This is a genomic window from Bacillus sp. MHSD_36, assembly GCF_030757775.1.
Taxonomy (GTDB): Bacteria; Bacillota; Bacilli; order Bacillales; family Bacillaceae_G; genus Bacillus_A.
On sequence record NZ_JAVBIS010000001.1, the window covers coordinates 905,801 to 930,340 of the forward strand.

Here is a 24,540-nt window from a genome sequence, read left to right on the forward strand (position 1 = left end):
AACAGAAACTACTATTTTATGGCAGCATACATAAAAAAATTCAATGTAAATATGGAAATGTCGTCGAATGCTATCTTTAATTGGTTAATTTGTGAGATATTTTTGTGAAGGAGCTTATTTTATAAGAATAGAATTAAAGTTAGTAAGAGATCATGCCGAGGGTAGTGAAAATATATGTGTTAGGGGGATTTCATAATGAGGAAACTCAAGCGAATAAATGTTCCTAATATACAAGAAGAACTATCACAGTTTAATGAGAATCGAGCAGTTAATAAGAAAAAACTAAGGCGATTTATATTCATGTTTATATTTATTGCGGCGGCTACTTTGTACGTTCAATTTATTTTAACGAAACAACAAGAAATAATCGTAGAAAAAAAAGATACAATAACGAATCAAAAAAAACAATTGATTTCTTTAAAGAAAAATGAGGCGTCTTTAAGGACAAATATAGAAAATTTAACAGACGATGAGGAAGAAATTTTGAAGTTTGCGAGAAAAGAATATCAATTTTCTAAGTCAAATGAAACTATATTTGTGTTGCCGAAGTAGTGTAATTGAGCAGTTAGCGATAGCTAACTGTTTTTTTATGTATGAATAGCATGGTACAAGAATCAATTACATATTGTAAAAATGAAGAGTTTGAGCTGTTTTTATACTTATGGAATATATACGAAAATAAATGTTGTTAAAATTCTGTCAATTGTATTATAATACAAGGTAAGCGGATACATTTTTTAATCAACGTTGAGTTAATCACTCATACGACTATTAAGAAAACCGTTATCCCGTATTAGAAAGGAAGATAGCTGTGTATGCTTCAAATACAATTTATGTCGTAGGGGATGCGAAAGCACCTCAAAATAATCCCATTACTGAAAAGTTTAAAAGCTATTTTGTAGCGTTTGTGCTTGTTAAGGAAACTGGGGAAATTGTAGATGCAGATTGCTCAGCGACAATTGCATTAACATCTCAATTTGTTAAATATTTGTTTCTACATAAAAATATTAATGATCCAACGTTAGTAATGGAAATAAAAGATCGTTATTTCGGTTCATCTCAAAAAGCACTACTTGTAGCGTTAAAAGATGCGCAGAAAAAATATAATCAAATCGCTGCTTTGTCTACCCATTCCTAGACAAAATCCAGCCGTAAGAATCTTCTTATGGCTGGATTTTTTTATTTCACATTAACCTTCTACGTGGAAAATAAGTGAAAGGGGAGATTTATTGCTCCAAAAATTAGGAATTAAGGTTCCACTTTGTTAGACAACGAAAGGATGAATAATATGAAAATTACAGATTTAAAAGTAAATCGTAGACATGTAAAACTTCACACACCGTTTAAAACAGCGCTTCGTACCGTAACCGAAATAGAAAGTATAGATGTATATATTCATACAGATGAAGGGATTGTTGGTAAGGGTGCTGCAGCCGCAACACCAGTTATTACAGGTGATTTCGCAAGTGGGATTGAAGAAGCCATTTTAGGGTCAATGCGTTCCTGTTTAATCGGTCAAGATATTATTCAATTTCAGCAGTTACTACAGCACATTCAAATGAGTTGTATTGGAAATTCAAGTGCAAAAGCGGCGGTAGATATCGCTTTATATGATGTGTATTGCCAATATCAAAATGTCCCACTTTATGCTTTATTAGGTGGGAAGAAAGAAATTTATACAGATATTACCGTTAGTGTAGATGAGCCTTTTATTATGGCGAAAGAGGCAAAGCAACATGTAGAAAAAGGATTTCAAACTTTAAAAATTAAAGTGGGGAAATCTGCTCCTTTAGATTTAGAACGTATTGAAGCGATTCGAAATAGCGTACCAAAAAATACGACGTTACGATTAGATGCAAATCAAGGGTGGAATCCAAAAGAAGCAGTTACGATCATTAAAGAGATGGAAAATCGCAATTTAAATATTGAATTTATTGAACAACCTGTGCATGCGAAAGATTGGGATGGGTTAAAGTACGTCAAAGATCATGTACAAACGCCCATTATGGCAGATGAAAGTATATTTTCAGCAAGTGATGCATTGAAAATCGTTCAAGGAGGATATGCAGACTTAATTAATATTAAATTAATGAAATGTGGTGGTATACGTGAAGCGTGGCGTATTGCCGATATCGCTGAAACAGCTGGTGTAAAATGCATGGTTGGAAGTATGATGGAATCCTCACTTTCTGTTAGTGCTGTAGCCCATTTAGCAGCTGCTCATCCTAATATTCATTACTTCGATCTCGATGCACCGCTTTGGTTAATGGAAGAACCAGAAGGAATGACTTATTCTGGGTCAAAGGTAAACCTTCAATCAACAGTGAATAGTAAATCTTAGGAGAAAAGACTAGTAAACTATCTTTTAAGGGGGATATGTATGAAAAAAGTAGGAACTGCATTTTTAACAACTTTATTTATATTTTCATCGTTTACATCAGCACATGCTGAAGAGAAGAAAGATAGTAAGGCGTTTATCGATGTATCTGCCGCAACACTTTGGACTGCACCTGATTCATTACGGCCAATTGACGCACCGAGTGCTACAAATCCAGTTGATTTGTGGAAGTGGACGAAATCAATGACGCTTGATGAGAAACTTTGGTTAACAAATGCAAATAAATTAGAAACACAAGCGCTATTAGGTCAAGAAGTAACAGTTGTGGATAAAAAAGGAGATTGGGTGAAAGTGCTAGTCCATGGTCAGCCGACACCTCGAAATGAAGAGGGCTACCCAGGATGGATGCCCGAAAAACAGTTAACATATAATCAAGAATTTGCTGATAAAACAAATGAATCTTTCGTATTAGTAACAAGACCCACAGCCATTTTATATATAAATCCTTCTGAAAAACATAAATCACTTGAAGTGAGCTATAATACGCGACTGCCGCTACTAAGTGAAGATACAATTTCATATCGCGTGTTGTTACCAAATGGACAGAAAGCTTGGCTACGAAAAAATGATGGCACGGTTTACCGTTCGCAAAATGATATTCCAACTCCGGCGGCCGATGATTTAATAAACACAGGAAAAATGTTTTTAGGATTACCTTATATATGGGCTGGTACAAGTGGCTTTGGATTTGATTGCTCTGGATTTACACATACGATATATAAATCACACGGTATTACAATTCCGAGGGATTCAGGTCCGCAATCGAGAAATGGAGTTGCGGTTGATAAAGAGAATTTGCAAAAAGGAGATTTAATCTTCTTTGCACATGATCAAGGGAAAGGTAGTGTTCACCATGTTGCTATGTATATTGGTGATGGAAATATGATTCACTCACCGAGAGCTGAAAGATCGGTAGAGATTATACCGCTAAATACACCAGGATATATAGAAGAATACGCTGGTGCTCGACGTTACTTACCTTAAAAAGTAGAGGGGGTTTTCAAATGAAAAAAGTTATTCGTTACTCATTAGTTAGTACTTTATTAGCTTCTTCATTTTTAGTTGGTTGCGCAAAAGACAAAACAACGACAAAGCCAAAAGATGAGAAAAAAGTATTACAGTTACTAGAAACAGGTGAAATTCCGTCTTTAAATTCAGGGAAAGTAACAGATGCGGTATCGTTTAACGTTTTAAATAATGTAATGGAAGGATTATTTCGCTTATCGAAAAATGATGAAGTGATTGAAGCTGGAGCACAAAAATATGAAGTGAGTCAAGATGGGAAAACATATACATTCCACTTGCGTGATGCGAAATGGTCTAACGGAGACCCAGTAACAGCACAAGATTACGTATACGCTTGGAAGCAGCTTATTAATCCGGATACAGCTTCTCAATATGCATACATTGCGTACGATGTGAAAAATGCAGAGAAAATAAATAAGAAACAACTAGGGTTAGAGGAATTAGGAGTGAAAGCGAAGGATGATAAAACATTCGTTGTAGAACTAGAACATCCTGTACCGTATTTTACGAAATTACTAATTTTACCATCTTTCTATCCGATTAACGAAAAATATGCGAAAGAACAAGGTGATAAATACGGATTAGAAGCAAATAAAGCGGTATATAACGGGCCATTTACATTATCGGAGTGGAAGCATGAAGCAAGCTTTACAATGAAGAAAAACGATAAGTATTGGGATAAAAAAGAAGTGAAGCTAGATGAAGTAAACTATCAAATTGTTAAAGAAATTTCAACTACGGTAAATTTATATGAAACAGATAAGGTTGATAGAGCTGTCATTTCTACAGAATTCGTCGATAAATATAAAAATAATAAAGAGCTTAAACAATATACTGATCCGGTTATGTATTTCTTCCGATTCAATGAAAATGTACCGATTCTTAAAAATAAAAATGCACGTCTTGCGCTTAGTACAGTGTTTGATAAGAAAGGACTTGCAACTTCGTTTTTAAATGATGGTTCAGTTGCGGCGAACTATTACGTACCAAAAGGATTTTTAAAAGGTCCAGATAAAAAAGATTTTAGAAGTACGGCAGGTGAGTTTAATAAGACGGATGTAAAACAGGCGAAAGAATATTGGGAAAAGGCAAAGCAAGAAACAGGTACAAAAGAAGTGACACTTGAGTTATTAAACTATGACTTAGAAAACTTCAAAAAAGTAGGAGAATACATTAAAGAAGAGCTAGAGAAAAACTTACCAGGCTTAAAGGTAAATGTAAAATTACAACCGCATACGCAAAAACTAGCGTTAGAGAAGAAGAAAGAATATGAAATGTCACTATCACGCTGGTTACCGGATTATCCAGATCCAATGACTTACTTAGAAGTATTTCTTTCTGGAAGCAGTGTGAACAACACAGAATATGCAAATCCGGAATATGACGCGTTAATTAAGAAGATTAAAACAGAATTAGGTAATGATGAAAAAACTCGTTGGAAAGCAATGCAAGATGCGGAAAAAATGCTGCTAGATGATGCAGTAATAGCACCGGTATTCCAGCGCGGGTTATCATACTTACAAAAGCCATATGTGAAAGATTTATATGTACATCAATTCGGCCCGGCAACAAGTTTAAAATGGGCGGATGTACAAAAATAAAAGTATGGAGAAACAGACTTCACATGTGTGATAGTCTGTTTTTCTTATTTAAAGTTAGAAAAATAGTTCGTGGTATAATTTACTAGTCTATATAAAACGTTTGGATGGGAATGATGTTTATGTTTGAAGAAAAGGAAGTAATATGTACAAAAAGATTGTTCATGAGGAAACCAAGTATAGAATATGTTGATCAATTTTATAACATATTAAAGAAAGAAGCTGTTGGCAAATGGCTTGCTAAATCAAGAGGAATGTCAAAAGAAGAAGCAAATGATTATATCAGGAATCTTATATTACATTGGGAACAGTATAATTTTGGTGTATGGTTGTTATTTAATAGTGAAACAGGAAAGCTTTTAGGACATTGTGGTTTAAGAAAAGTGGATGAAACTGATGAAATAGAGATTATGTATCTACTTGATCCAGACTATTGGGGAAATGGATATGCATCAGAAGCAGCAGGGGCTTCTATTCAATATGCAAAAGAGACGATGGGTGTAAAAAGAATAATTGCTAGGGTGAAAATAGCAAATGACAATTCGAAAAATCTTTTACGAAAGTTAGGTTTCACATATACTCATGATATTGATTATAGTGGACGTACCTTATCTTATTTTGAATTTAATATAGCTCCAGATGAATTATAGACATTTTATATGTTTTTTCATGTCTTAATAATAAAATTATTGCTAAATTTCCAGTGTGAAATTTATGTAGAATCTTGTATAATTAACATGTTTCTATGGAAACATTTTCTTGCGCTATTTGTATAGGACTTAATAGAACAAAGATAGAAATACATACATGTATATAATAGATAAATAGAATGGAACATGTATAGAGAAAAAGGAGAGAAATGATGGCGTGTCAAAAACAAGGGTTACAATTTAATAGCAATAGAAAGAGGAAGAGACGATGAAAATGAAGCATGCTTTTGGTCCGATAATTTTAGCATGTGTGCTTTTTTTCATTATCATATTAATCCCATCGAAAAGTTTAGTATCACTTATTAGTGATAAGAAGGTAGAAGATGCGGCAACTTCCTTACAAAAAGAAAAACTACAAAGCGTTTTCTTACAGCAAAAAATGTTAGAGAATTCGCAGTATTTACCGATGTATGGTTCATCTGAATTTTTACGAATGGATGCATATCATCCATCAAATTACTTCAAAGTGAATCCTGCAGGCTTTACGCCATATTTAATCGGAATTGGTGGTACACAAAGTTTAGCTCATATATTAAATATGACGTCTACTATGGATGAGTTAGAAGGTAAAAAAGTAGTCTTTGTTTTATCGCCACAATGGTTTACAAAGACTGGGGTTTCACAGGGGGATTTTACGAACAATTTCTCTAAACAACAAGCATATCATTTTATTTTTAATAATAAAATAAATGTAGAAATGAAGAAGCAAATTGCGAAACGACTATTAGATTATAAAGTTGTTCAAGAAGATGATATATTAAAAAACTCATTAGAAGGTATTGTATATAATGATACGAAACATAATATAAAAGCGGGTTTAGTTAAACCACTTGCTTATATGCATCGAAATATTTTAGATCATAGAGATTTATTTAACTCTATATTTAAGATTGAGCCGATGAAAGAAAAAACAAATGTGGGATTACGTTCAATTTCTTGGGTAGATGCACGTAAACATGCGGAAGAAGAAGGGAAAGCGGAATCTACTACAAACACATTCGGAATTGAAAATCCGTATTACTATAAACATAATTTAAAGAAAAAATTAAAAGGTTTAAAAAATTTTAGAGCAAATGAATCGTATGAAGAATCACCAGAATATGATGACTTACAAATTGTTTTAAATATTTTTAAAGAGAAAAATGTCAAGCCGCTCTTTATTTCTGTACCTGTAAACGGACCATGGTATGATTATGCTGGCTTCCCTAAAGAACGCCGTGAAGTATATTATAAAAAAGTTCGGGAACAAGTTGAGAAAGCAGGGTATCCAGTAGTCGATTTCTCTGGCCATGAATATGATAAGTATTTCTTAAAAGATACAATTCATTTAGGGTGGAAAGGCTGGATTTACTTTGATGAAGCAGTGCAAAACTTTTATTCTGAAAAATAAGTGTGGAGAAAAAGGAACGGCTATAAGCTGTTCCTTTTTTTAGTATAGAGGATTTTGATGTGGGCAATTCGGAAAGGCATGTATATCTTGAATTTGTCTAAAATCATAATGTTTCATTGCGAACTGCGCTTGATAAAGGTATTCATATACATACAATTGACCATCATGTGCTGAACATAATACACCAGAGGTTCCTTGGCCATTAATGAAGGAAATACCGATAGGGCGTCCGATTAAGTATTGTATTTTTTGTTGCCAATGCATAGGGGAATCACTCCTTTTTGAGATAATATACGAAATGAATGAGTGAATTGTAGCTTATCCACATAATTATGAAGGCTTTTTATACAATTTCTAGAAGATATTAAGATGAATGAATTATAAGTGCGAGAAAGGAAGAAATAATGAGGAAAGAGAATATTTTGGAAGAAAAATTACATGTAATAGAATGGTGTCAAATATTACAGCGAGTACCTGATGATATATGGTTTCAGGCATTAAGAGAAGGTTCATGGGCAATTGCGGATGTGATTTCACATTTTATCGTTTGGGATGTGTTTTTAATACAGGATAGAGTTCCATATTTTATAAGGAGACAATCTGTACCAAATGTTCCAATAGATGTTGAGGGTATGAATAAGGGAGCAATTAAATATGCAAGATCTGGTATTTCAAAAGAAGAACTATTAAATCAATTTAGTGTTACTCGTAAACAGTTAGTGGATGGAATTGGGCGAATTCCCACCCAATATTTTTATAATGACTACCAATTTGGCACTAAAAAAGTGAAATTAAATCATTACTTTTCATCACTCATTCAACATGACTTAAAGCACAAAGAAGAAATAATGCAATTTCTAATACAAAATCAAGCCTATAATAAAAACCGCTAACATTCGTAATAAATGTATAGCGGTTTTTATTTATATTTTTACGCAAGATTTTTACGCTTTTTTGTCCATTTTTTTATAACGAAGTATAAAACAATAAGTATGACGCCACCAATTGCGAATGATTTCACATATGGTCCAGCAATATCATTAATATTCTCCCAATTCTCACCTAGTTTTTCACCTAAATAAATGAAAATGATAGACCAAGGGATGATTGCGAGTGCTGTTAACGTAGTGAAACGTAGGAATGACATTTTTGTAATACCAGCAGGAATTGAAATCGCATGACGTACTACTGGAATGAAGCGCGCTGTGAAAATCACGCCAGTCCCGTAACGATTAAACCAATCTTCAGCAGCGTCTATTTGTTTTTTATGAATAAAAATATATTTTCCGTAACGTTCTAAAATAGGGCGTCCACCGTATCGTCCAATCCAATAAATAAAGATTTGAGCAATAACACCGCCAATCGTACCAAATACAACTGCGCCTAAAAATGAGATACTACCATTGAATACTAAGTACCCCGCATAAGCAAGGACAATCTCACTTGGGATAATCTCAATCATAAGTCCAAGCATAATGCCCCAATAACCTAATCCTTCAAAAAACGTTAATACTGAATGAATAAAACTACTTACCATTGTTGCACCTTCTAGTTTATGTATTTTTGAATATATGCCCCTTTATTTAACAATGTAAAAGGTTCACTATATGTAGATTATACCTTATTTATATAGGGGATTGCTATTTCAATTCTTTTATGTCCTTTATAAGTATTTATAGTAAAGCATATAAGTTCAATTTTCATGAAGAGATAATGAAAAGTTTATTAAAAATTTCTCATATATTAATGAAAGTAAACTGAAGATTAAGTATAATTATATGGGTTTTTAATTTATAAAAACAGGAGGAGAATACATGCAATTTAATGATCCGATTTATGGAACAATTACTATTTGTGATAGACATATCCTTCGATTGATAGATACAAAAGCATTTCAAAGGTTGGCTTATATTAAACAGCAGGGACATACATATTATTTATACGAAAACGCAGTACATACGAGGAAAGAACATTCAATAGGTGTATATGTACTTGTAAATAAAGTGATAGAACATCTTACGGATATTGGTGATATTCATTTATCAGAATATGAGAGGGAATTATTATCTGTTGTAGCACTCCTACACGATGTCGGCCATGGCCCATATTCGCATTGTTTTCAACAAATATCAGGTGAAGATCATGGTGAGTGGACTATACGAATCATTCAAGAGGATGAAGAAATACGAACGATTTTAAATCAGACCGCCGGATTATTAGATGATGTAACGAAAGCTTTAACAGAAGATGGAGTTTTTCCAATTATAGATGAGCTCTTGTTTAATTCATTAGGAATGGATCAATTAGATTTTTGGAATAGGGATTTATATTATTCATCGCTTGAGATAGGTGGATTACAGATAGAAGAACTGATAGCTAGTATGCGTTTTATAAACGGTAAACTTGTCATTGAAGAATCGGGAATCCCTTTGATCGAACAACTAATGAAAATGAAAGAAGGACTTTATAATAATGGCTTTGGTCATCCGTTTGTAATAGGAAAAGATTTATTGTTGCAATCCATTTTTCGAAAGGTAATGGAGAAAAATCTTAAGTTCTATACTCCTGAATTACAAAATTTCTTTCATAAAGAAGATTTATTAGTAGAGGACTTTCTTCCGTTACAAGATGTAATGATTTCACATGAAATTCAGTGCTTGGCAAAATCAGAGGACAAACAATTAGTGGCGTTAATTCAGCTTTATTTTTCAGGTGCTAAAAGTTTATCATTTCAAAAAGGGCTGGAGGGTGATTTTAAGAGGGAGAATAATAATTTAGCAATAATAACTGAGAAAAAGGCGTACAGTTCATATGTAGGTGGTATTTACGTCTATAGTGAGGGGCAGCTAGAGGATATTGTAGAAAAATCCCCTTTTATTCGAGAGATAGTAAGGTTACCTAAAAAAGTATATGCATATTCAATTTAATTGGTTTGAAAACATAAAATGGACGAGGTGGAAATGTGGATTGGAAAGAACGCCTTTTAGAAATGGATGATTTACCAGTTATATTAGAATGGTATAACGATGAAGAATTACATAACATAGCGGATATAAAACCATTTAAGCGATATACAATCGAAGAGCTTCGTCAGTACTGGGCCGAAAAATTATCGCAGTCTCATGCAAGTTATCATGTAATAGTAGTGAAGGATGAAGTAATAGGTAGAGTTGGATTAAAAAAGACGAAATATGATGATATATATGTGATGGAATACTCTATTCTCATTGGCGTTTCGAATTTATATTCAAAAGGGCTTGGAACGGAGAGTACAAAGTATTTTATTAGTAAATCATTTTTAGACCCTGATATAGAAGCAGTTCTATTGCAAGTTAGGGAAGATAACAAGAGGGCGATTCGTTGTTATGAGAAAGCTGGATTTGAAAAAGTAAAATCGTATGTAGAGAATCAAGTGGAAGTGTACGAAATGCTTAGAGTTAAGAAAGAGGACACGGTTTAGAAAGAAAAAAAGCACGTGTATTTAATTCTGAATATAGCGTGAATTAGGGAGAGTGAATAAAATAAATGAAACATAAAATTGCATTACTGGCAGATGTACATGGAAATGCAACTGCTTTAAAAGCAGTTATCGAAGATTCTATGAAAGAAGATGTGACTGATTATTGGTTTTTAGGAGATTTAATTATGCCTGGTCCTGGATCGAATGATTTATTTGAAATGTTAGAAAGTATTAACGTTGATACTTATGTACAAGGAAACTGGGAAGATAGCTTTCTTGACGTTCTTAATAAAAAAATTGATATTGATAACGCAACTGATATTTATGTTTCTAGATTAGTTCAGTATCAATGTGAAAACTTGGATAAAAACTATATTAAGCATATTAAAAATTTACCATTACAGATAACAAAACAGGTTAATGATTTATCAATCAGTATTAGTCATAATCTACAAAATAAAAATTACGGAGGAGATTTGTGGCCCACTAATAATCAGGAACAGTTTGATCGGTTATTTGATCGTGAATATGATATCGCGATTTACGCTCATACCCATCATCAATTGTTACGCTATAGTAGCAATGATCAATTAATTATTAACCCAGGAACAGTTGGACAACCTTTTTACAAGTGGAATAAGCTAAACTCTGACTTACGTGCTCAGTATGCGATTCTTGAGATTGATGAGGCAGGGATTGCGGAGGTGAGATTTAAAAAAGTTTCTTATGATGTAGAAAAGGAATTAAAAAACGCTATTAGTAAAAATCTTCCTTATATTGATTTATATCGCGAATTGCTCGAGACAGGAAAAACTCATACTCACGATATTGAATTATTGCGAGAAATTAATGATAAATACAATTACAACGATGATGTAATTAAGTTTATCGAGAAAATCTAATAGGAATTTAATAGCACGAAATGAAAATTGTTGAATGAATTATAGATTAGTAATGATAATTACATAATCAAGAGCCATTGTAAAATGAAACTTATATGCAAACGATTTTTGCATCTTATATCGATTTAAAAAACAAGCATCTCCCAGTTTTACATATAAGGTAGGGGGATGCTTGTTTTTTTATGGTTTCACATCTAAATTTTGTAAAAATAAAGTTGCTGTTACGTAACGTTTCGCTAACATTTGTACATATGCGGTATGTACAGAAAGTGTGGCGATAATAATGGCGTTACGAATTGCTTCGCGTTGCTCGTTATTAACCTGATCGAACTTGCTTGCAATTTTATCAGCTCTTTCTTTTACGATGTTTTCAATTGTATGGATTGTATCTGTTGCATTTAATTGTAAGCAATTCCCTTGATTGAGTTCTTCAAATAGAGAAGAGTATGCTCCATATAAATGAACAGGATTGATTAAGTCATCACTTCGATCGGCTGGGTCATTTACGATAAGGCGTAATAGCTTACGAATGGATTCAAAATCAAGTGCTGTTTTTAAATCTTCAACAATGAATAGTAAGGCTGCTTGTTCAATTGAGTATTTTTTTCCTTTTTGAGGAGAGCCAATCATTTCTTTTATATCTCGTTTCACCCAGTTCTGCATGGCCGTTACTGAGAAACTTGTATTTTCAATTTGATTTCCAAGCGCAACGATTTCATTCAATGAAAAACCAACGTCCGTATCTTCAATCTTAATTAGTTTTTCAAAAATAGGTGAAAGTGCGGTCGTAATAAAAGCAGTTACGCTTTGTCCGCTTTCAATATCTTTTTTATGTGACTTTGCCCAAGCTTCTTGTAAAATACCGAGAGGCTTTTTCGTATTCCATCCTCTTAATGATAGAAGAAGGGTAGCCATTTCGTTTCGTGTGAGATGAAATGTTTCCATCTTTTCACCTCCATAAATAATAAAAAGTTCTTATGAACCTATAATATGTTTTGTTTCATTTAAAGTCAATTCTGTTTTGCTTAATTTTTCCTTTGTCACCAAACTGTCGGAAGTAAATAACACTTGCATATTCCGACAAAAGTTCATATAATAAGTTCATAAGAACCTTTAAATGTTCTTAAAAATAAATCTATCATTCTAAATTTACTAGAAAGGTAGATTTCACATATATCTATATAAAAGGAGAATGGATATAATATGTTGAAAAAACTTGTAGCAGTAATGACAGCATTCATGGTTATCTTTGGGGCTAGTAGCTTTATGTTCGTAGATCATGCGGCAGCGAAAAGTTACAAATCTGGTAAAAAATCATTTACACCAAGTTCAGGTCAAAAATCAAAAGTTGATTTAAACAAAAAAGATTCAAATGTAAATTCTCAAAAAACAACTCCAGATTCAAAAACAAAAGCAACAAACACAGCACCAAAAAGTAATAAAGGAAGCTTTATGAAAGGTTTATTACTAGGTGGTCTTGGTGGTTTACTAATGGGTAGCTTATTTGCAAATATGGGAGCTCTTGGTTCTGTATTAGCGTTTATGGTAAATATGTTAGTAATGGCTGGTATCGTAATGTTAGCAGTTCGTGCATTTAAATACTTCAAAGATCAACGCAAGAAAAAGGAAGATGAAGTAGCATGGAAACGATAAAAATTTCTGAACAAGAACTGATCAATGCGCTTTGCGTATATATCGCTGAAAAAAGACAAGTTGGTCCAGAAGAAGTTTTAGTTGAACTCATGTACGACGATGACTACGGTTTCTCTGCTGAAGTAGAGGTAAATGGTCGCCAGCAAATTTTAATTCAAGCGAACTTAATCGAAGCACTACGCTTATTACTTGACAGAGAATATAACGTCAATTCATTTGCGGCGAGATTACAACTTGAATTAGATGATGAAGAAGGTATTTACGCGTTAGCGAAATTTAATAACTCAGATGAGTAGGAAAAGAGCTGTTGAGAGTATTCTCAGCAGCTCTTTTTAGTATGTGCATATGCAAGGGAATAATTACGCCAAATTTCATTCATTTTCCGTCTACCGACATCAACACCCTGGTTAAATTGAATGGCAGCTTGTTGACGTACGGCATGTACATGTTGGATTGCTTGTTGCAATTGTTGTTCCACCGAATGGGATTTTTTATTTGCCTGTTTTACGATTGAATATCCAGCAACAGTTCCTTGTGCCATTGCAATTTTCCCGCTTTCAATGCCAGTTATATTGCCGGCTACAAATAAACCAGCAAGAGGGGTTTCCATTGTTTCAGAATGGAGAGGAACGTGCCCGCCTAATTCCGGAATGTAACGGAAAGGACAGCCAGCTACAGCGGCTAGTTCAGCAAGAGGATATAAGCCACCTGCAATACAAACGAAGTCTGCCTCATATATTTGTTCCGATCCAGTGATGATGTTTCCTTTCGTATCAATATTAGCAACGCGTACACCTTCAACTTGATCTGTTCCGATAATTTCAAGAGCTGCTTTTCGAAGGTGAAGAGGTGTACCGTTTATTTTCATACCGTTATTAGGATAAAAGTTTAATCCAGCTTGTTTCGCCCAATTATATTTCATCAATCGACTACCTATACGTAATAAAGGTGACGGGGCAAGGTGGGCAGCGTGTAAGAGAGAGTTTAATACTTCTTCTGGTTCGCCAGCCTTTTGACTTAATTCATTTTTTTCAGGAAGTACGATATGTTCCACTTTAATTCCTGCTAATTGTAATTCATTTAAGATGGCGAATGACAAAATGTTAGCACCAATAATGATTCCTTTTTCTCCAACTTGAACGCGATGAACATTTGTCATTACTTGGGCTGCCCCGATTGACATAACTCCTGGAAGTGTCCAACCAGGGAGGGGGATGGAGTACTCAGCAGCGCCAGTAGCAAGTAAAACGAACGGTGCTTCTAGCGTACCGATATTCGTATGTACGAACCAAGTGCTTTCATCTTTATCTAAATTATAGACGGAAATACCACATCGAATATCAACTGAAAGTGATTTTGCTTCTTCGTGAAGGCGTTTTGATTCTTCTATGCCGTTCCACCATTCTCCAGTAGGTTCTTGATGTAATTGTCCGAGTAACCTTCCGCCAGGCTTCATAAATTCATCAATAACAAGTACATTGAATCCAAAACGAGCACAAGAGATAGAAGCTGATAAACCCGCTGGTCCTGCGCCGATAATAATGACATCGTTCATCATTTTTTCACCATCTCTCTCACGATATTTGGATGCTGTTTTCCGCTGTCAACAACCATATCGTTTTCAACAACAGTTAAGCATGCTCGTACGTTTGTTTGATTGTTTACAGTGACGCGGCATTCAGAACAATGTCCGATATTACAGTAAATACCTCGCGGCGTCCCGCTATCTTCATGCACTCTTAATGTTCTTATTCCGTTTGCAAGCAATGCGGCTGCAATCGTTTCATGTTCATATGCTTCATATTGTTGACCGTTAAATTGAAAAGTGATGCGATTACTATTATTTAAATTTCCTAAAATAGGGTGATGTGTAATTCTACTCATTTACTTTCACCTACCGATCCAAAAGTAACTGCTCGTACCGGTGGTTGATATTTCAATGGAATCTCCTTTGTAGTTACGCCTGGATTTGCGTTTTCAATCATTCGATCTATCATCATTCTACATGTGCGGCCACCGCAAAATCCCATGCCAGCACGTGTTCTTAGTTTTAATTCTCTTGCCGAGCATTTATATTCAGCAATTGTCGATTGAAGTTGTTCGTATGTAACTTCTTCACATCGACAAACAATTAAGCGATCTTTATTCGTCATATGTATTCCTCCTCTAGTTCGGTTTGCACAAATTATATAATGCAAAAACTATGCCAATATAGAGGAGGGAAGTAAGACCCCCACCTCCAAATTCAGCGAAAGCAAAGAAGTTAGGTGGGGGGGCGGGCTGCCCATAAAAGCCCGATTGGTGACGGTTGATTAAAGTTTCATTTTATTGTAACCCAAGCTTTTTTAAACGATTATATAAGGTGGCTCTCGTAACACCAAGCTGTTTCGCGCATTCTAATTTATTTCCATTCAAAATACGTAATGCCCTCTCAATTACTTTTTTCTCATGTTCATCCATCTCTTCTTGCAAAGAGAGGATTGTATGATTGTTGCTGAGCAATAGGGAATGAGTCGTATGATTGTCTAACGTTTCAGTTGTATGAAATGGTAAATATTCTTGCTTTATAATACCGTCAGTCGCAAATACGACAAGTCTTTCAACAACGTTACGAAGTTCGCGAATATTACCTGGCCAATTGTAATGAAGCAGTTCATGCATAATGCTGGAAGGTAAGTCACGAATTGGTCTGTTATAGTTGATTGAAAAATCGTTTAAGAAAGAATAAGTTAATTCAATAATATCCTCACGTCTTTCGCGCAGCGGTGGAATATGCAAGCTAACTACATTTAGGCGATAGTATAAATCTTCTCGGAACGTACCTTTTCTCATTTCTTCTTGTAAATCACGATTTGTAGCAGCAATAATGCGGAAATTAATATGAATTTCTTTTTCTCCACCAACACGGTAATATTTTCGTTCTTGTAGTACACGCAAAAGCTTTACTTGCATATCGAGCGGCATTTCTCCTATTTCATCAAGGAATAATGTACCGCCTTGCGCTAGCTCTATTTTACCTTTCTTACCTTTACTATTTGCACCAGAAAACGCCCCGCGTTCATACCCAAATAATTCACTTTCAAATAACGCTTCTGGAATGGCGCCACAGTTAATTGAAATGAAAGGTGCTTTAGCTGCTTCACTTGCTTCATGAATCGCTTTCGCAAATACTTCTTTTCCAACACCACTTTCGCCGAGTATTAAAACAGTTGATTTCACCGAACAAACCTTTCTAGCTAATTGTATCGTTCTTTGTATAACAGGGCTCTTTCCATTCATCGTAAGGAAAGGGTCTAATTCATCTTTATATTTTGCGACCTCTTGTTCTAATCGGTGCATTTCATGTGACATATTAAATAGTTTTTCATTTAAAGCAACTTGATTTGTAACATCGGTTTCTGAAACGACTGCTCCAATAATTTCATCGTTACAATACACTGGGTTTGAGTTAATTAATACGAACAAATCTGGACGAGGCTGATGGAAGTGAGCAATTATGCTTTTTCCGTCATGTAATGATTGTAAAATTTCCAGATCTTTATAGTCAAAAAAGCGAGTGATAGGTTGTCCAATAATTTCATTATGATTGACTGAAAAAATCTTTTCGGCACCATCAGTCCAAGTTCGAACACATTCTTTATCATCGATGACTGTAACGGAAGAATCAGTTGTTTGTATTACGGTGTTATAGAAAGATTGTAGTTCATTGTATGACTTCACAAGGAACGGAATGATTTGCTGAGCCGTTATACAGCATATAGGCTCTTTATTTTCGTTTATTACGATAATGGCCATTTCATGAGAAAACGCGTCAATTAAAGCGGTAAATGAATCATCTTCATAAATAACTGCACAGTTGTATTTTTCTGTAGTAGAAGGGCGGTAATAAAACTTTTCGTTAACTTGCTCAATTTGTTGCAAATTGTTTGTATGGTAAATTAATGAAGTTTTTATAAATTCTTGTATTGTGGGAAATGAGAATGCCATATTTTCCTCCTATTATGTATAAAAATTTTGACAGTGATAAAAAAATAATACACCTATTTATAATAAATTCAAAATATTTTTACAAATAAAAATACTATTTGTAAAAAGTGTATATATGTACAGTTGGCACGTCAATTGCATAAAAGGAAGTGAGGGATTAAAAAGAAGGGAGGGGTGCTACGTGAGGCACTGTGACGTTTTAATAATAGGTGGTGGGATTATAGGATGTTCAATCGCTTATTACACTTCAAAATACGGAAGAGACGTAACAATCATTGAAAAAGGAGAATTTGTCAGTGGGACGTCTTCACGGTGTGACGGGAATATTTTGGCTATTGATAAAGACCCAGGGTTTGATAGTCAAATGTCGTTAGTAAGTCAAAAGTTAGTAACTGATTTAAGTGAAGAGTTAGAGCACTCATTTGAATATAGAGCACCAGGAAGTATTCTCGTATGTGAGTCGGACGAAGAAATGGAAGCAGCGCAGCAATGGGTGAATCGTCAAAAAGAAGCGGGTTTACCGTTTCGAATGCTTGATAGGCAAGATATAAGAGAAGAATCGCCATTTTTCGCAGATGATTTATTAGGCGGATTGGAATGCGCAACAGATTCGACTGTAAATCCATATCTTCTTGCTTTTTCACTTCTTGCAGAATCGAAAAAATATGGTACGAAGGCTTTTAATCATACGGAAGTAAAAGAAATGAAAAGAGATATAGACGGTTCCTTTGTTGTAGAAACGACAAAAGGGACGTTTACTGCGAAGCAAGTGGTGAACGCAGCGGGTGTGTGGGCTCCGAAAATCGGACAAATGCTTGATGTAAATATCCCAATTGAACCGAGAAAGGGTCATATTATAGTAGCTTCAAGGCAACAACACGTTGGTTGTCGTAAAGTAATGGAATTTGGTTATTTAATTTCTAAATTTGGCGGAAAACGAAAAGTGGATGCTTTAACTGAAAAATATGGAGTAGCTCTTGTGTTTGAGCCGACAGAAAGCCAAAATTTTTTAATTGGTAGTAGTAGAGAGTTTGTAGGATATCATACGAGAATAAATAACGAGGTTATTAAATGTATTGCGAACAGAGCAATTCGTTTTTATCCGAAAATGGCGGATATGATGGTGATTCGTTCATACGCTGGGTTACGCCCGTGGACAGAAGATCATTTGCCGATTATTTCACGTGTGGAACATATCCCGAATTACTTTATTGCAGCAGGGCATGAAGGGGATGGCATTAGTCTTGCCGCAGTTACAGGGAAAGTGATTGAAGAGATATTAAATGAAAAAGAAACAATCATTCCTATTGAACCACTTCGTTTGAGTCGTTTTACAGAAAGGGTGTTAAATGGATGAGGTCACAAAGAGTCTTTACGACAATTGATACACATACGGGCGGGAATCCAACAAGAACATTGATTAGCGGACTGCCTATGTTAATTGGAGAGACGATGGCAGAAAAGATGTTACATATGAAAAAAGAGTATGACTGGATTCGCAAATTGTTAATGAATGAACCGCGTGGTCATGATGTCATGTCAGGAGCATTATTAACAGATCCATGTCATCCGGAAGCAGATATTGGTGTTATTTACATAGAAACAGGTGGATATTTACCGATGTGTGGTCACGATACAATTGGTGTGTGTACAGCTTTAATTGAATCAGGTTTAATTCCAGTAGTTGAACCGATTACTTCGTTAAAGTTAGATACGCCAGCCGGCTTAGTTGAAGTGGATATCTTTGTTCAAGATGGAAAGGCGAAAGAAGTCTCCTTTTGTAACATACCAGCTTTTTTATTGAAACATATTACTGTACAAGTCGAAGGAATTGGAACAGTAGAGGCCGATATTGCGTATGGAGGAAATTTCTATGCCATTATCGATGCGAATTCAGTAGGTTTAGAATTAGTACCGAAACATGCATCTACAATCATTGATAAGGCAATTCATATTAGAAATACCATTAATGAGAAATTTGAAATCATTCATCCAGAGCATTCATTTATTAGAGGATTAACCCATATTGAATTTTATACAGATCCTACTCATGAAAGTGCTCATGTAAAAAATACAGTTGTCGTTCCACCAGGGGGAATTGATCGTTCTCCATGTGGTACAGGAACATCAGCGAAGTTAGCTGTTTTATACGCAAATCAAAAAATCGAGATGAATGAAGAATTTATTCACGAGAGTATCGTTGGCTCTCTATTTAAAGGATGCGTTATAAATACGACAAATGTTGAAAATATGGAAGCTGTCATAACAAAAATTACAGGTTCAGCTTGGCTTATGGGAATGCATAGATTTTTTTACAATGAAAAGGATCCACTTAAAGAAGGCTTTTTGCTAATTCCGCCGATGGAACATGAAACGGAGGATGTAAAATGAACATTCAAAAAATGTATACAGCAGTAGATGTACACGTAAATGGCGAGGCATTTCGTGTAATAAAAGATGTACCATGCAAGTACTACTACAATTTAGAACAATTAAACGAACAATTTTCAGGTGAATTAGCAGAAGAAATGCAGCTTTTATTAAATGAACCGCGTGGTTTTATCGGTTTAAATGGATGTATCGTCGTTCCTTCTATTCATACGGAGGTTGATGCAGCTGTATTATTTTTTAATCATGAAGGGTCAATACCTCTTCATTACGGAGGTATTGTCGCAGTCATAACGATGTTACTAGAAAGCGGGTATTTAAAAAAGAGAGAGACGAATCAATACAAAATCGAAACGTTATCTGGCATATTTTCAGTCCTTGCGTATGTAGAGAATGATGAAGTTGTATCTGTTTCGTTTGAAAGTAAACTATGTTATATGATTGAGAAAAATTTACAAGTTGAAAATATAAGCTACTCTCTCATACAGGCAGATAAAGTATACGCAGTTGTAGAAAAAGGGGCATATTCACCAGAAATTTGTATTGAAAACATTTCTGAATTGAAAAAATGGGGAGAAGTTACACTCCAAGCTATACAAAAACAGTCGCTAATAAAAAGGCTTATTTTAGTAGATTCTTCGCATAAAGAGAAGAACCATATAAAGTCAATTACATTTCATGAAGATAACTTTATCGTACGTTCGCCGGGGTTTGTCTCTACTATTGTGTCTTATGTTCACGCGTTATTTAAAAACGATAATATAGTGGATAAACCTTTTATAAATGAAAGTATATGTAATAGTTTTATAACAGTTGAAAAAGTGAAGAAGGAGGAAACGGGTTACATTTTCCGTTTTGAAAGTAGAGGTTTTATTACAGGGATGCAGACGTTTCTATTAGATTCTACAGATCCGTTTCCGACAGGGTTTTTATTAAAATAACATGGTAAAGGGAGAGGTAAATATGAAAAAAATTAAAGGGGCATTTCCAGTATTAATCACACCTATGGATGAGTTTCAAGAGATTAATTGGAACGGTGTAAAACAAAACGTAAACTACTTTATTGAGCAAAAAGTGGCTGGCATTATTATTAATGGAAGCACAGGAGAGTTTGTTAGTTTATCAAAAGAAGAGCGATTTAAAATGGTAGAAACAGTATTAAAAGAAGTTGATGGTCGTATACCAGTTATTGTTGGAACTGCTGCGGAGACGACGAAAGAGACGATTGAATATACGAAACATGCAGAAGCGCATGGAGCGGATTGTGCATTAATTATAAATTCATATTATTGTAAACCGAAAGAAGAGGAAATATATTTTCATTTTAAAGAAATCTCAAACGCTGTAAATATTCCAATTATGTTATACAATAACCCGTTTACATCTGGTGTTGATATGAGTACAGAACTCATGCTACGTATTGGAAAAGACTGTGAAAATGTTACACATATTAAAGAATCTAGTGGAGATATTCGAAAAGCGAGAAATTTAGTAAGACAAGGCGAAGGTGCTTTTGAAGTCTTCTGTGGATCTGAAGATTTAGTTATGGAATCTTATTTAGTTGGTGCAACGGGATGGGTTTCAGTAGCAGGAAATATCGTACCGGGACTTGTTACGAAAATGTATGAGCATTTTCATAATGGTGAATTAGAAAAAGCTTGGGAAATAAACGACGCGATTTTACCTCTTTGTGAGTTTCTTGAAGGATCAGGAAAGTATGTGCAAATCGTGAAACGATCAATGGAATTACACGGGCAAGCTGGGGGACCTTCACGTTATCCGAGACTCGGATTAACTGAAGAAGAAAATCAAAAACTTCAAATGCTTATTTCAAAAATCGCAACTCATGCAGCTGTTTAAATAAGGAGGAGATCATATATGTTAACGACAAACATTGAGCTGAAACCAAAAGTGAAAGCGTTTTTAAATGAAGAGATTAAAATGTTTATTAATGGTGAATTTGTTCCTTCCATTAGCGGAAAGACGTTTGAAACATATAATCCAGCGACAGAAGATGTTCTTGCAGTTGTTTATGAAGCACAAGAAGAGGATATTGATGTGGCAGTAAAAGCGGCGAGATCTGCATTTGAATCAGGACCTTGGGCAGAAATGACTACTGCTGAAAGAGCGCATCTTATTTATAAATTAGCAGACTTAATTGAAGAGCACCGGGAAGAATTGGCGCAGTTAGAAGCTTTAGATAACGGGAAACCATATCAAGTAGCACTGGATGATGATATTGCAGCGACTGTAGAAAATTATCGCTATTATGCGGGATGGGCTACGAAAATTATTGGGCAAACAATTCCGATTTCAAAAGATTACTTAAATTATACACGCCATGAACCTGTTGGGGTTGTAGGGCAAATTATTCCTTGGAATTTTCCGCTTGTTATGTCTTCTTGGAAAATGGGAGCTGCACTAGCAACAGGTTGTACAATCGTATTAAAACCAGCAGAACAAACGCCTTTATCATTATTATATACAGCGAAGCTCTTTAAAGAAGCAGGTTTTCCAAGCGGTGTCGTAAATTTTGTGCCAGGTTTCGGCCCTGAAGCAGGGGCTGCAATCGTAAACCATCATGATATTGATAAAGTAGCTTTTACAGGTTCAACAGTTACAGGAAAATATATTATGCGTCAATCTGCAGAAACTATTAAACATGTAACGTTAGAACTTGGTGGTAAATCACCAAATATCATTTTAGAAGACGCTGATTTAGAAGAAGCGATTAACGGCGCATTCCAGGGCATTATGTATAATCACGGCCAAAATTGTAGTGCCGGTTCTCGCGTGTTCGTTCACCGAAAACATTACGAAACAGTCGTAAATGAACTAGTGAAAATGGCGAATAACGTGAAACTTGGAGCAGGTATGGAGAAGGAAACGGAAATGGGGCCACTCGTATCTAAAAAGCAACAAGAGCGTGTACTACATTACATTGAACAAGGAAAAGCTGAAGGCGCGACTGTTGCTGCTGGTGGTGGACGGGCACTTGAAAAAGGGTATTTTGTACAGCCAACGGTATTCAAAAATGTTACTGATGATATGACAATTGTGAAAGAAGAAATTTTTGGACCAGTTGTCGTTGTACTTCCATTTGATTCAACAGAAGAGGTCATCGAAAGAGCAAATCGCTCTTCATACGGACTCGCTGCGGGCGTCTGGACACAAAATATTAAAACAGGACATCAAGTTGCCAATAAATTAAAGGCAGGAACGGTATGGATTAATGATTATAACTTAGAAAATGCAGCTGCACCATTTGGTGGCTTTAAACAATCTGGTATCGGTCGTGAGTTAGGTTCATATGCGCTTGATAACTATACAGAAGTGAAAAGTGTTTGGGTGAATATAAAGTAAAAGAGAATCTAACTATTAATAAATAGAGGGATGAAATAATAAGAGATGCGGACAACTGGAAGATTTTATAATAGTTGTCCGTTTTCTTATATATAAAATAGCTTTTGATAAGGGGGATTTGGATGGAGCAATTAGTAGAGTGGTTAGTAGGGCAAGTATGGAGTATTGGGTTAGTTGTTTTTGCATTAGGGGCAGGTGTGTATTTTACAATTGCAACTCGTTTTCTACAAATTCGTTATTTTAAAGAGATGATTAAACTATTATTTGAAGGGAAGAGCTCGGAGACCGGAATTTCATCCTTTCAAGCATTTTGTTTAGCTTTATCAGGTAGGGTTGGAATAGGTAATATTGCAGGGGTCGCGACGGCTATCGCTTTTGGCGGACCTGGAGCTGTATTTTGGATGTGGATAATGGCTCTTTTAGGAGCAGCTAGTGCTTTTGTTGAATCAACATTATCTCAAGTGTATAAAAGTAAAGTTGGAAATGAATACCGCGGTGGTACACCTTATTTCATTGAAAAAGGCTTGAAAATGAAATGGTTTGCAGTCATTGTAGCGGTCGTTGTAACACTTTCATATGGTGTTTTATTACCAGGTATTCAATCTAGTAGTATCGCAGTTGGATTCGAAAACTCTAATGGGATTAGCAAATATATAACTGGTATCTTGTTAGTCGTATTATTAGCAGCAATCATTTTTGGTGGCGTAAAGAGAATTGCTGGCGTTTCACAAATGCTTGTTCCATTTATGGCAATTGGTTATGTAATCGTTACATGTATCGTATTAATTGCGAATGTAACAGAAATTCCAAGTATGTTTGCTTTAATTTTCTCTAGTGCTTTTGGTGTAAATGAAATGTTTGGCGGAATTGTCGGTGCAGCAATCGCATGGGGCGTAAAGCGTGCTGTATTTTCGAATGTTGCTGGTGTTGGAGAAGCGACGTATAGCTCCGCTGCTGCTGAAGTATCCCATCCTGCAAAACAAGGGTTAGTTCAAGCGTTTTCTGTATATATCGATACAATTGTTGTTTGTACAGCGACAGCTCTTATGATTTTAATAACAGGTATGTATAATGTTATACCTGAAGGAAAAAGCGCTATTGTAAAGAATATAGGGAATGTTGATGCAGGTCCAATTTATACACAACAAGCAGTTGAAACCGTTATGACAGGATTTGGTCCATTATTCATTTCAATCGCAATTTTCTTCTTCGCATTTACAACATTACTCGCATATTACTATATCGCTGAAACGACACTTACTTATTTAGATCATGAACTTAAACATAGCTGGTTAAAACCAGTTTTAAAAATTGGATTTTTAATTATGGTTTACATCGGTAGCGTAGAATCAGCTTCACTTTTATGGAACCTTGGAGATTTAGGAATTGGTAGCATGGCATGGTTAAATTTAATTGCGATTCTACTATTAAGCAAAATTGCATTAAAAGTGTTAAAAGATTATGAAGCACAGAAAAAAGAAGGGAAAGATCCTATGTTTGATCCTAAAAATGTGGGAATTGAAGATTTAACATTTTGGGAAGAAAGAAGTAAAGAAATTGAAAGGAAAAATTATAAAGAACAAACAGTAGTGGATGATAGTCTAAAGTTGTAAAATAAATAAACTGAATATTCGCTTTATTAAACGGAGTATATTGCCTTCTTTT

The 24,540-nt window shown here is 35.0% G+C and carries 26 protein-coding genes; 19 read left to right on the forward strand and 7 right to left on the reverse strand.

Translation table 11 applies throughout. From position 1 onward, the window contains the following. The first annotated feature begins 195 nt into the window (after positions 1-195). The 7 genes from Q9B79_RS04695 (at position 196) to dltD (ending at position 7,122) form a co-directional block, all read left to right on the forward strand. A complete protein-coding gene (locus tag Q9B79_RS04695) occupies positions 196-552 on the forward strand; it encodes an FtsB family cell division protein (protein ID WP_306182812.1) in 357 nt (118 codons plus the stop codon). Positions 553-811: 259 nt separating this feature from the next. Then, the gene (locus Q9B79_RS04700; RefSeq protein WP_000271329.1) at positions 812-1,138 is read left to right on the forward strand and encodes a DUF3870 domain-containing protein; all 327 of its coding nucleotides are present in this window, start codon (positions 812-814) and stop codon (positions 1,136-1,138) included. Positions 1,139-1,279: 141 nt separating this feature from the next. Next, positions 1,280-2,341 carry a dipeptide epimerase gene (locus Q9B79_RS04705; RefSeq protein WP_306182813.1) on the forward strand — a complete coding sequence of 354 codons (1,062 nt, stop codon included), beginning with the start codon at positions 1,280-1,282 and terminating at the stop codon, positions 2,339-2,341. A gap of 39 nt (positions 2,342-2,380) precedes the next feature. Next, complete coding sequence (locus Q9B79_RS04710) at positions 2,381-3,382, forward strand: C40 family peptidase (protein WP_306182814.1); 1,002 nt, start codon at positions 2,381-2,383, stop codon at positions 3,380-3,382. 20 nt (positions 3,383-3,402) lie between these two features. Continuing rightward, on the forward strand, positions 3,403-5,025 hold the full coding sequence (locus Q9B79_RS04715; protein WP_306182815.1) for a peptide ABC transporter substrate-binding protein: 1,623 nt from the start codon (positions 3,403-3,405) through the stop codon (positions 5,023-5,025). Between the two features lie 119 nt (positions 5,026-5,144). Then, positions 5,145-5,672: a GNAT family N-acetyltransferase gene (locus tag Q9B79_RS04720; RefSeq protein ID WP_306182816.1), complete on the forward strand. Its 528-nt coding sequence runs from the start codon at positions 5,145-5,147 to the stop codon at positions 5,670-5,672. Between the two features lie 268 nt (positions 5,673-5,940). Then, positions 5,941-7,122, forward strand: a complete 1,182-nt coding sequence (dltD, locus tag Q9B79_RS04725; protein ID WP_306182817.1) for a D-alanyl-lipoteichoic acid biosynthesis protein DltD — start codon at positions 5,941-5,943, stop codon at positions 7,120-7,122. A 39-nt stretch (positions 7,123-7,161) separates the two neighbouring features. Here dltD and Q9B79_RS04730 read toward each other — a convergent pair whose 3' ends face one another. After that, on the reverse strand, positions 7,162-7,386 hold the full coding sequence (locus tag Q9B79_RS04730; RefSeq protein WP_000558703.1) for a hypothetical protein: 225 nt from the start codon (positions 7,384-7,386) through the stop codon (positions 7,162-7,164). Positions 7,387-7,526: 140 nt separating this feature from the next. Here Q9B79_RS04730 and Q9B79_RS04735 point away from each other — a divergent pair, with 140 nt between their 5' ends. Then, positions 7,527-8,015, forward strand: coding sequence for a DinB family protein (locus Q9B79_RS04735; RefSeq protein WP_306182818.1), 489 nt, complete (start codon positions 7,527-7,529; stop codon positions 8,013-8,015). 38 nt (positions 8,016-8,053) lie between these two features. On the opposite strand, the gene uptA is transcribed toward Q9B79_RS04735, so the two are convergent. Beyond that, positions 8,054-8,659, reverse strand: coding sequence for an undecaprenyl phosphate transporter UptA (gene uptA, locus Q9B79_RS04740; RefSeq protein ID WP_000254816.1), 606 nt, complete (start codon positions 8,657-8,659; stop codon positions 8,054-8,056). A gap of 277 nt (positions 8,660-8,936) precedes the next feature. On the opposite strand from uptA, the gene Q9B79_RS04745 reads away from it, so the two are divergent. The 3 genes from Q9B79_RS04745 to Q9B79_RS04755 all read left to right on the forward strand — a co-directional run bounded on the left by Q9B79_RS04745 (position 8,937) and on the right by Q9B79_RS04755 (position 11,484). Then, positions 8,937-10,049: an HD domain-containing protein gene (locus tag Q9B79_RS04745; protein WP_306182819.1), complete on the forward strand. Its 1,113-nt coding sequence runs from the start codon at positions 8,937-8,939 to the stop codon at positions 10,047-10,049. A gap of 35 nt (positions 10,050-10,084) precedes the next feature. After that, complete coding sequence (locus tag Q9B79_RS04750; RefSeq protein WP_306182820.1) at positions 10,085-10,582, forward strand: GNAT family N-acetyltransferase; 498 nt, start codon at positions 10,085-10,087, stop codon at positions 10,580-10,582. A gap of 65 nt (positions 10,583-10,647) precedes the next feature. Further along, positions 10,648-11,484 (forward strand): metallophosphoesterase family protein, encoded by an 837-nt coding sequence (locus Q9B79_RS04755; RefSeq protein WP_306182821.1) that lies wholly within the window; start codon positions 10,648-10,650, stop codon positions 11,482-11,484. A gap of 180 nt (positions 11,485-11,664) precedes the next feature. Here Q9B79_RS04755 and Q9B79_RS04760 read toward each other — a convergent pair whose 3' ends face one another. After that, positions 11,665-12,429: a DUF1836 domain-containing protein gene (locus Q9B79_RS04760; protein ID WP_000447235.1), complete on the reverse strand. Its 765-nt coding sequence runs from the start codon at positions 12,427-12,429 to the stop codon at positions 11,665-11,667. Positions 12,430-12,687: 258 nt separating this feature from the next. On the opposite strand from Q9B79_RS04760, the gene Q9B79_RS04765 reads away from it, so the two are divergent. Continuing rightward, positions 12,688-13,137 carry a hypothetical protein gene (locus tag Q9B79_RS04765; protein ID WP_000914479.1) on the forward strand — a complete coding sequence of 150 codons (450 nt, stop codon included), beginning with the start codon at positions 12,688-12,690 and terminating at the stop codon, positions 13,135-13,137. Continuing rightward, positions 13,125-13,433, forward strand: a complete 309-nt coding sequence (locus Q9B79_RS04770) for a YxcD family protein (protein WP_000447759.1) — start codon at positions 13,125-13,127, stop codon at positions 13,431-13,433. Before Q9B79_RS04765 ends, Q9B79_RS04770 begins: the two co-directional genes overlap by 13 nt. Before the next feature lie 23 nt (positions 13,434-13,456). Here the strand turns inward: Q9B79_RS04770 and Q9B79_RS04775 are convergent, their stop codons facing one another. From Q9B79_RS04775 to Q9B79_RS04790, 4 genes are all read right to left on the reverse strand, one after another. Continuing rightward, positions 13,457-14,692 (reverse strand): NAD(P)/FAD-dependent oxidoreductase, encoded by a 1,236-nt coding sequence (locus tag Q9B79_RS04775; RefSeq protein ID WP_306183324.1) that lies wholly within the window; start codon positions 14,690-14,692, stop codon positions 13,457-13,459. After that, on the reverse strand, positions 14,692-15,021 hold the full coding sequence (locus Q9B79_RS04780) for a (2Fe-2S)-binding protein (protein ID WP_306182822.1): 330 nt from the start codon (positions 15,019-15,021) through the stop codon (positions 14,692-14,694). Before Q9B79_RS04780 ends, Q9B79_RS04775 begins: the two co-directional genes overlap by 1 nt. Then, positions 15,018-15,290, reverse strand: coding sequence for a (2Fe-2S)-binding protein (locus Q9B79_RS04785; protein WP_306182823.1), 273 nt, complete (start codon positions 15,288-15,290; stop codon positions 15,018-15,020). Before Q9B79_RS04785 ends, Q9B79_RS04780 begins: the two co-directional genes overlap by 4 nt. Positions 15,291-15,462: 172 nt before the next feature. Next, positions 15,463-17,124: a sigma-54 interaction domain-containing protein gene (locus tag Q9B79_RS04790; RefSeq protein ID WP_306182824.1), complete on the reverse strand. Its 1,662-nt coding sequence runs from the start codon at positions 17,122-17,124 to the stop codon at positions 15,463-15,465. 181 nt (positions 17,125-17,305) lie between these two features. On the opposite strand from Q9B79_RS04790, the gene Q9B79_RS04795 reads away from it, so the two are divergent. From Q9B79_RS04795 to Q9B79_RS04820, 6 genes are all read left to right on the forward strand, one after another. After that, positions 17,306-18,481: an NAD(P)/FAD-dependent oxidoreductase gene (locus Q9B79_RS04795; RefSeq protein ID WP_306182825.1), complete on the forward strand. Its 1,176-nt coding sequence runs from the start codon at positions 17,306-17,308 to the stop codon at positions 18,479-18,481. Further along, positions 18,478-19,515, forward strand: coding sequence for a proline racemase family protein (locus Q9B79_RS04800; protein WP_306182826.1), 1,038 nt, complete (start codon positions 18,478-18,480; stop codon positions 19,513-19,515). Before Q9B79_RS04795 ends, Q9B79_RS04800 begins: the two co-directional genes overlap by 4 nt. Next, the gene (locus Q9B79_RS04805) at positions 19,512-20,453 is read left to right on the forward strand and encodes a proline racemase family protein (RefSeq protein WP_306182827.1); all 942 of its coding nucleotides are present in this window, start codon (positions 19,512-19,514) and stop codon (positions 20,451-20,453) included. Before Q9B79_RS04800 ends, Q9B79_RS04805 begins: the two co-directional genes overlap by 4 nt. Positions 20,454-20,475: 22 nt before the next feature. After that, complete coding sequence (gene dapA / locus Q9B79_RS04810; protein WP_306182828.1) at positions 20,476-21,372, forward strand: 4-hydroxy-tetrahydrodipicolinate synthase; 897 nt, start codon at positions 20,476-20,478, stop codon at positions 21,370-21,372. Between the two features lie 18 nt (positions 21,373-21,390). Then, positions 21,391-22,875, forward strand: a complete 1,485-nt coding sequence (locus Q9B79_RS04815) for an aldehyde dehydrogenase family protein (RefSeq protein ID WP_306182829.1) — start codon at positions 21,391-21,393, stop codon at positions 22,873-22,875. A gap of 122 nt (positions 22,876-22,997) precedes the next feature. Beyond that, positions 22,998-24,488 carry an alanine/glycine:cation symporter family protein gene (locus tag Q9B79_RS04820; protein WP_306182830.1) on the forward strand — a complete coding sequence of 497 codons (1,491 nt, stop codon included), beginning with the start codon at positions 22,998-23,000 and terminating at the stop codon, positions 24,486-24,488. Positions 24,489-24,540 lie beyond the last annotated feature (52 nt).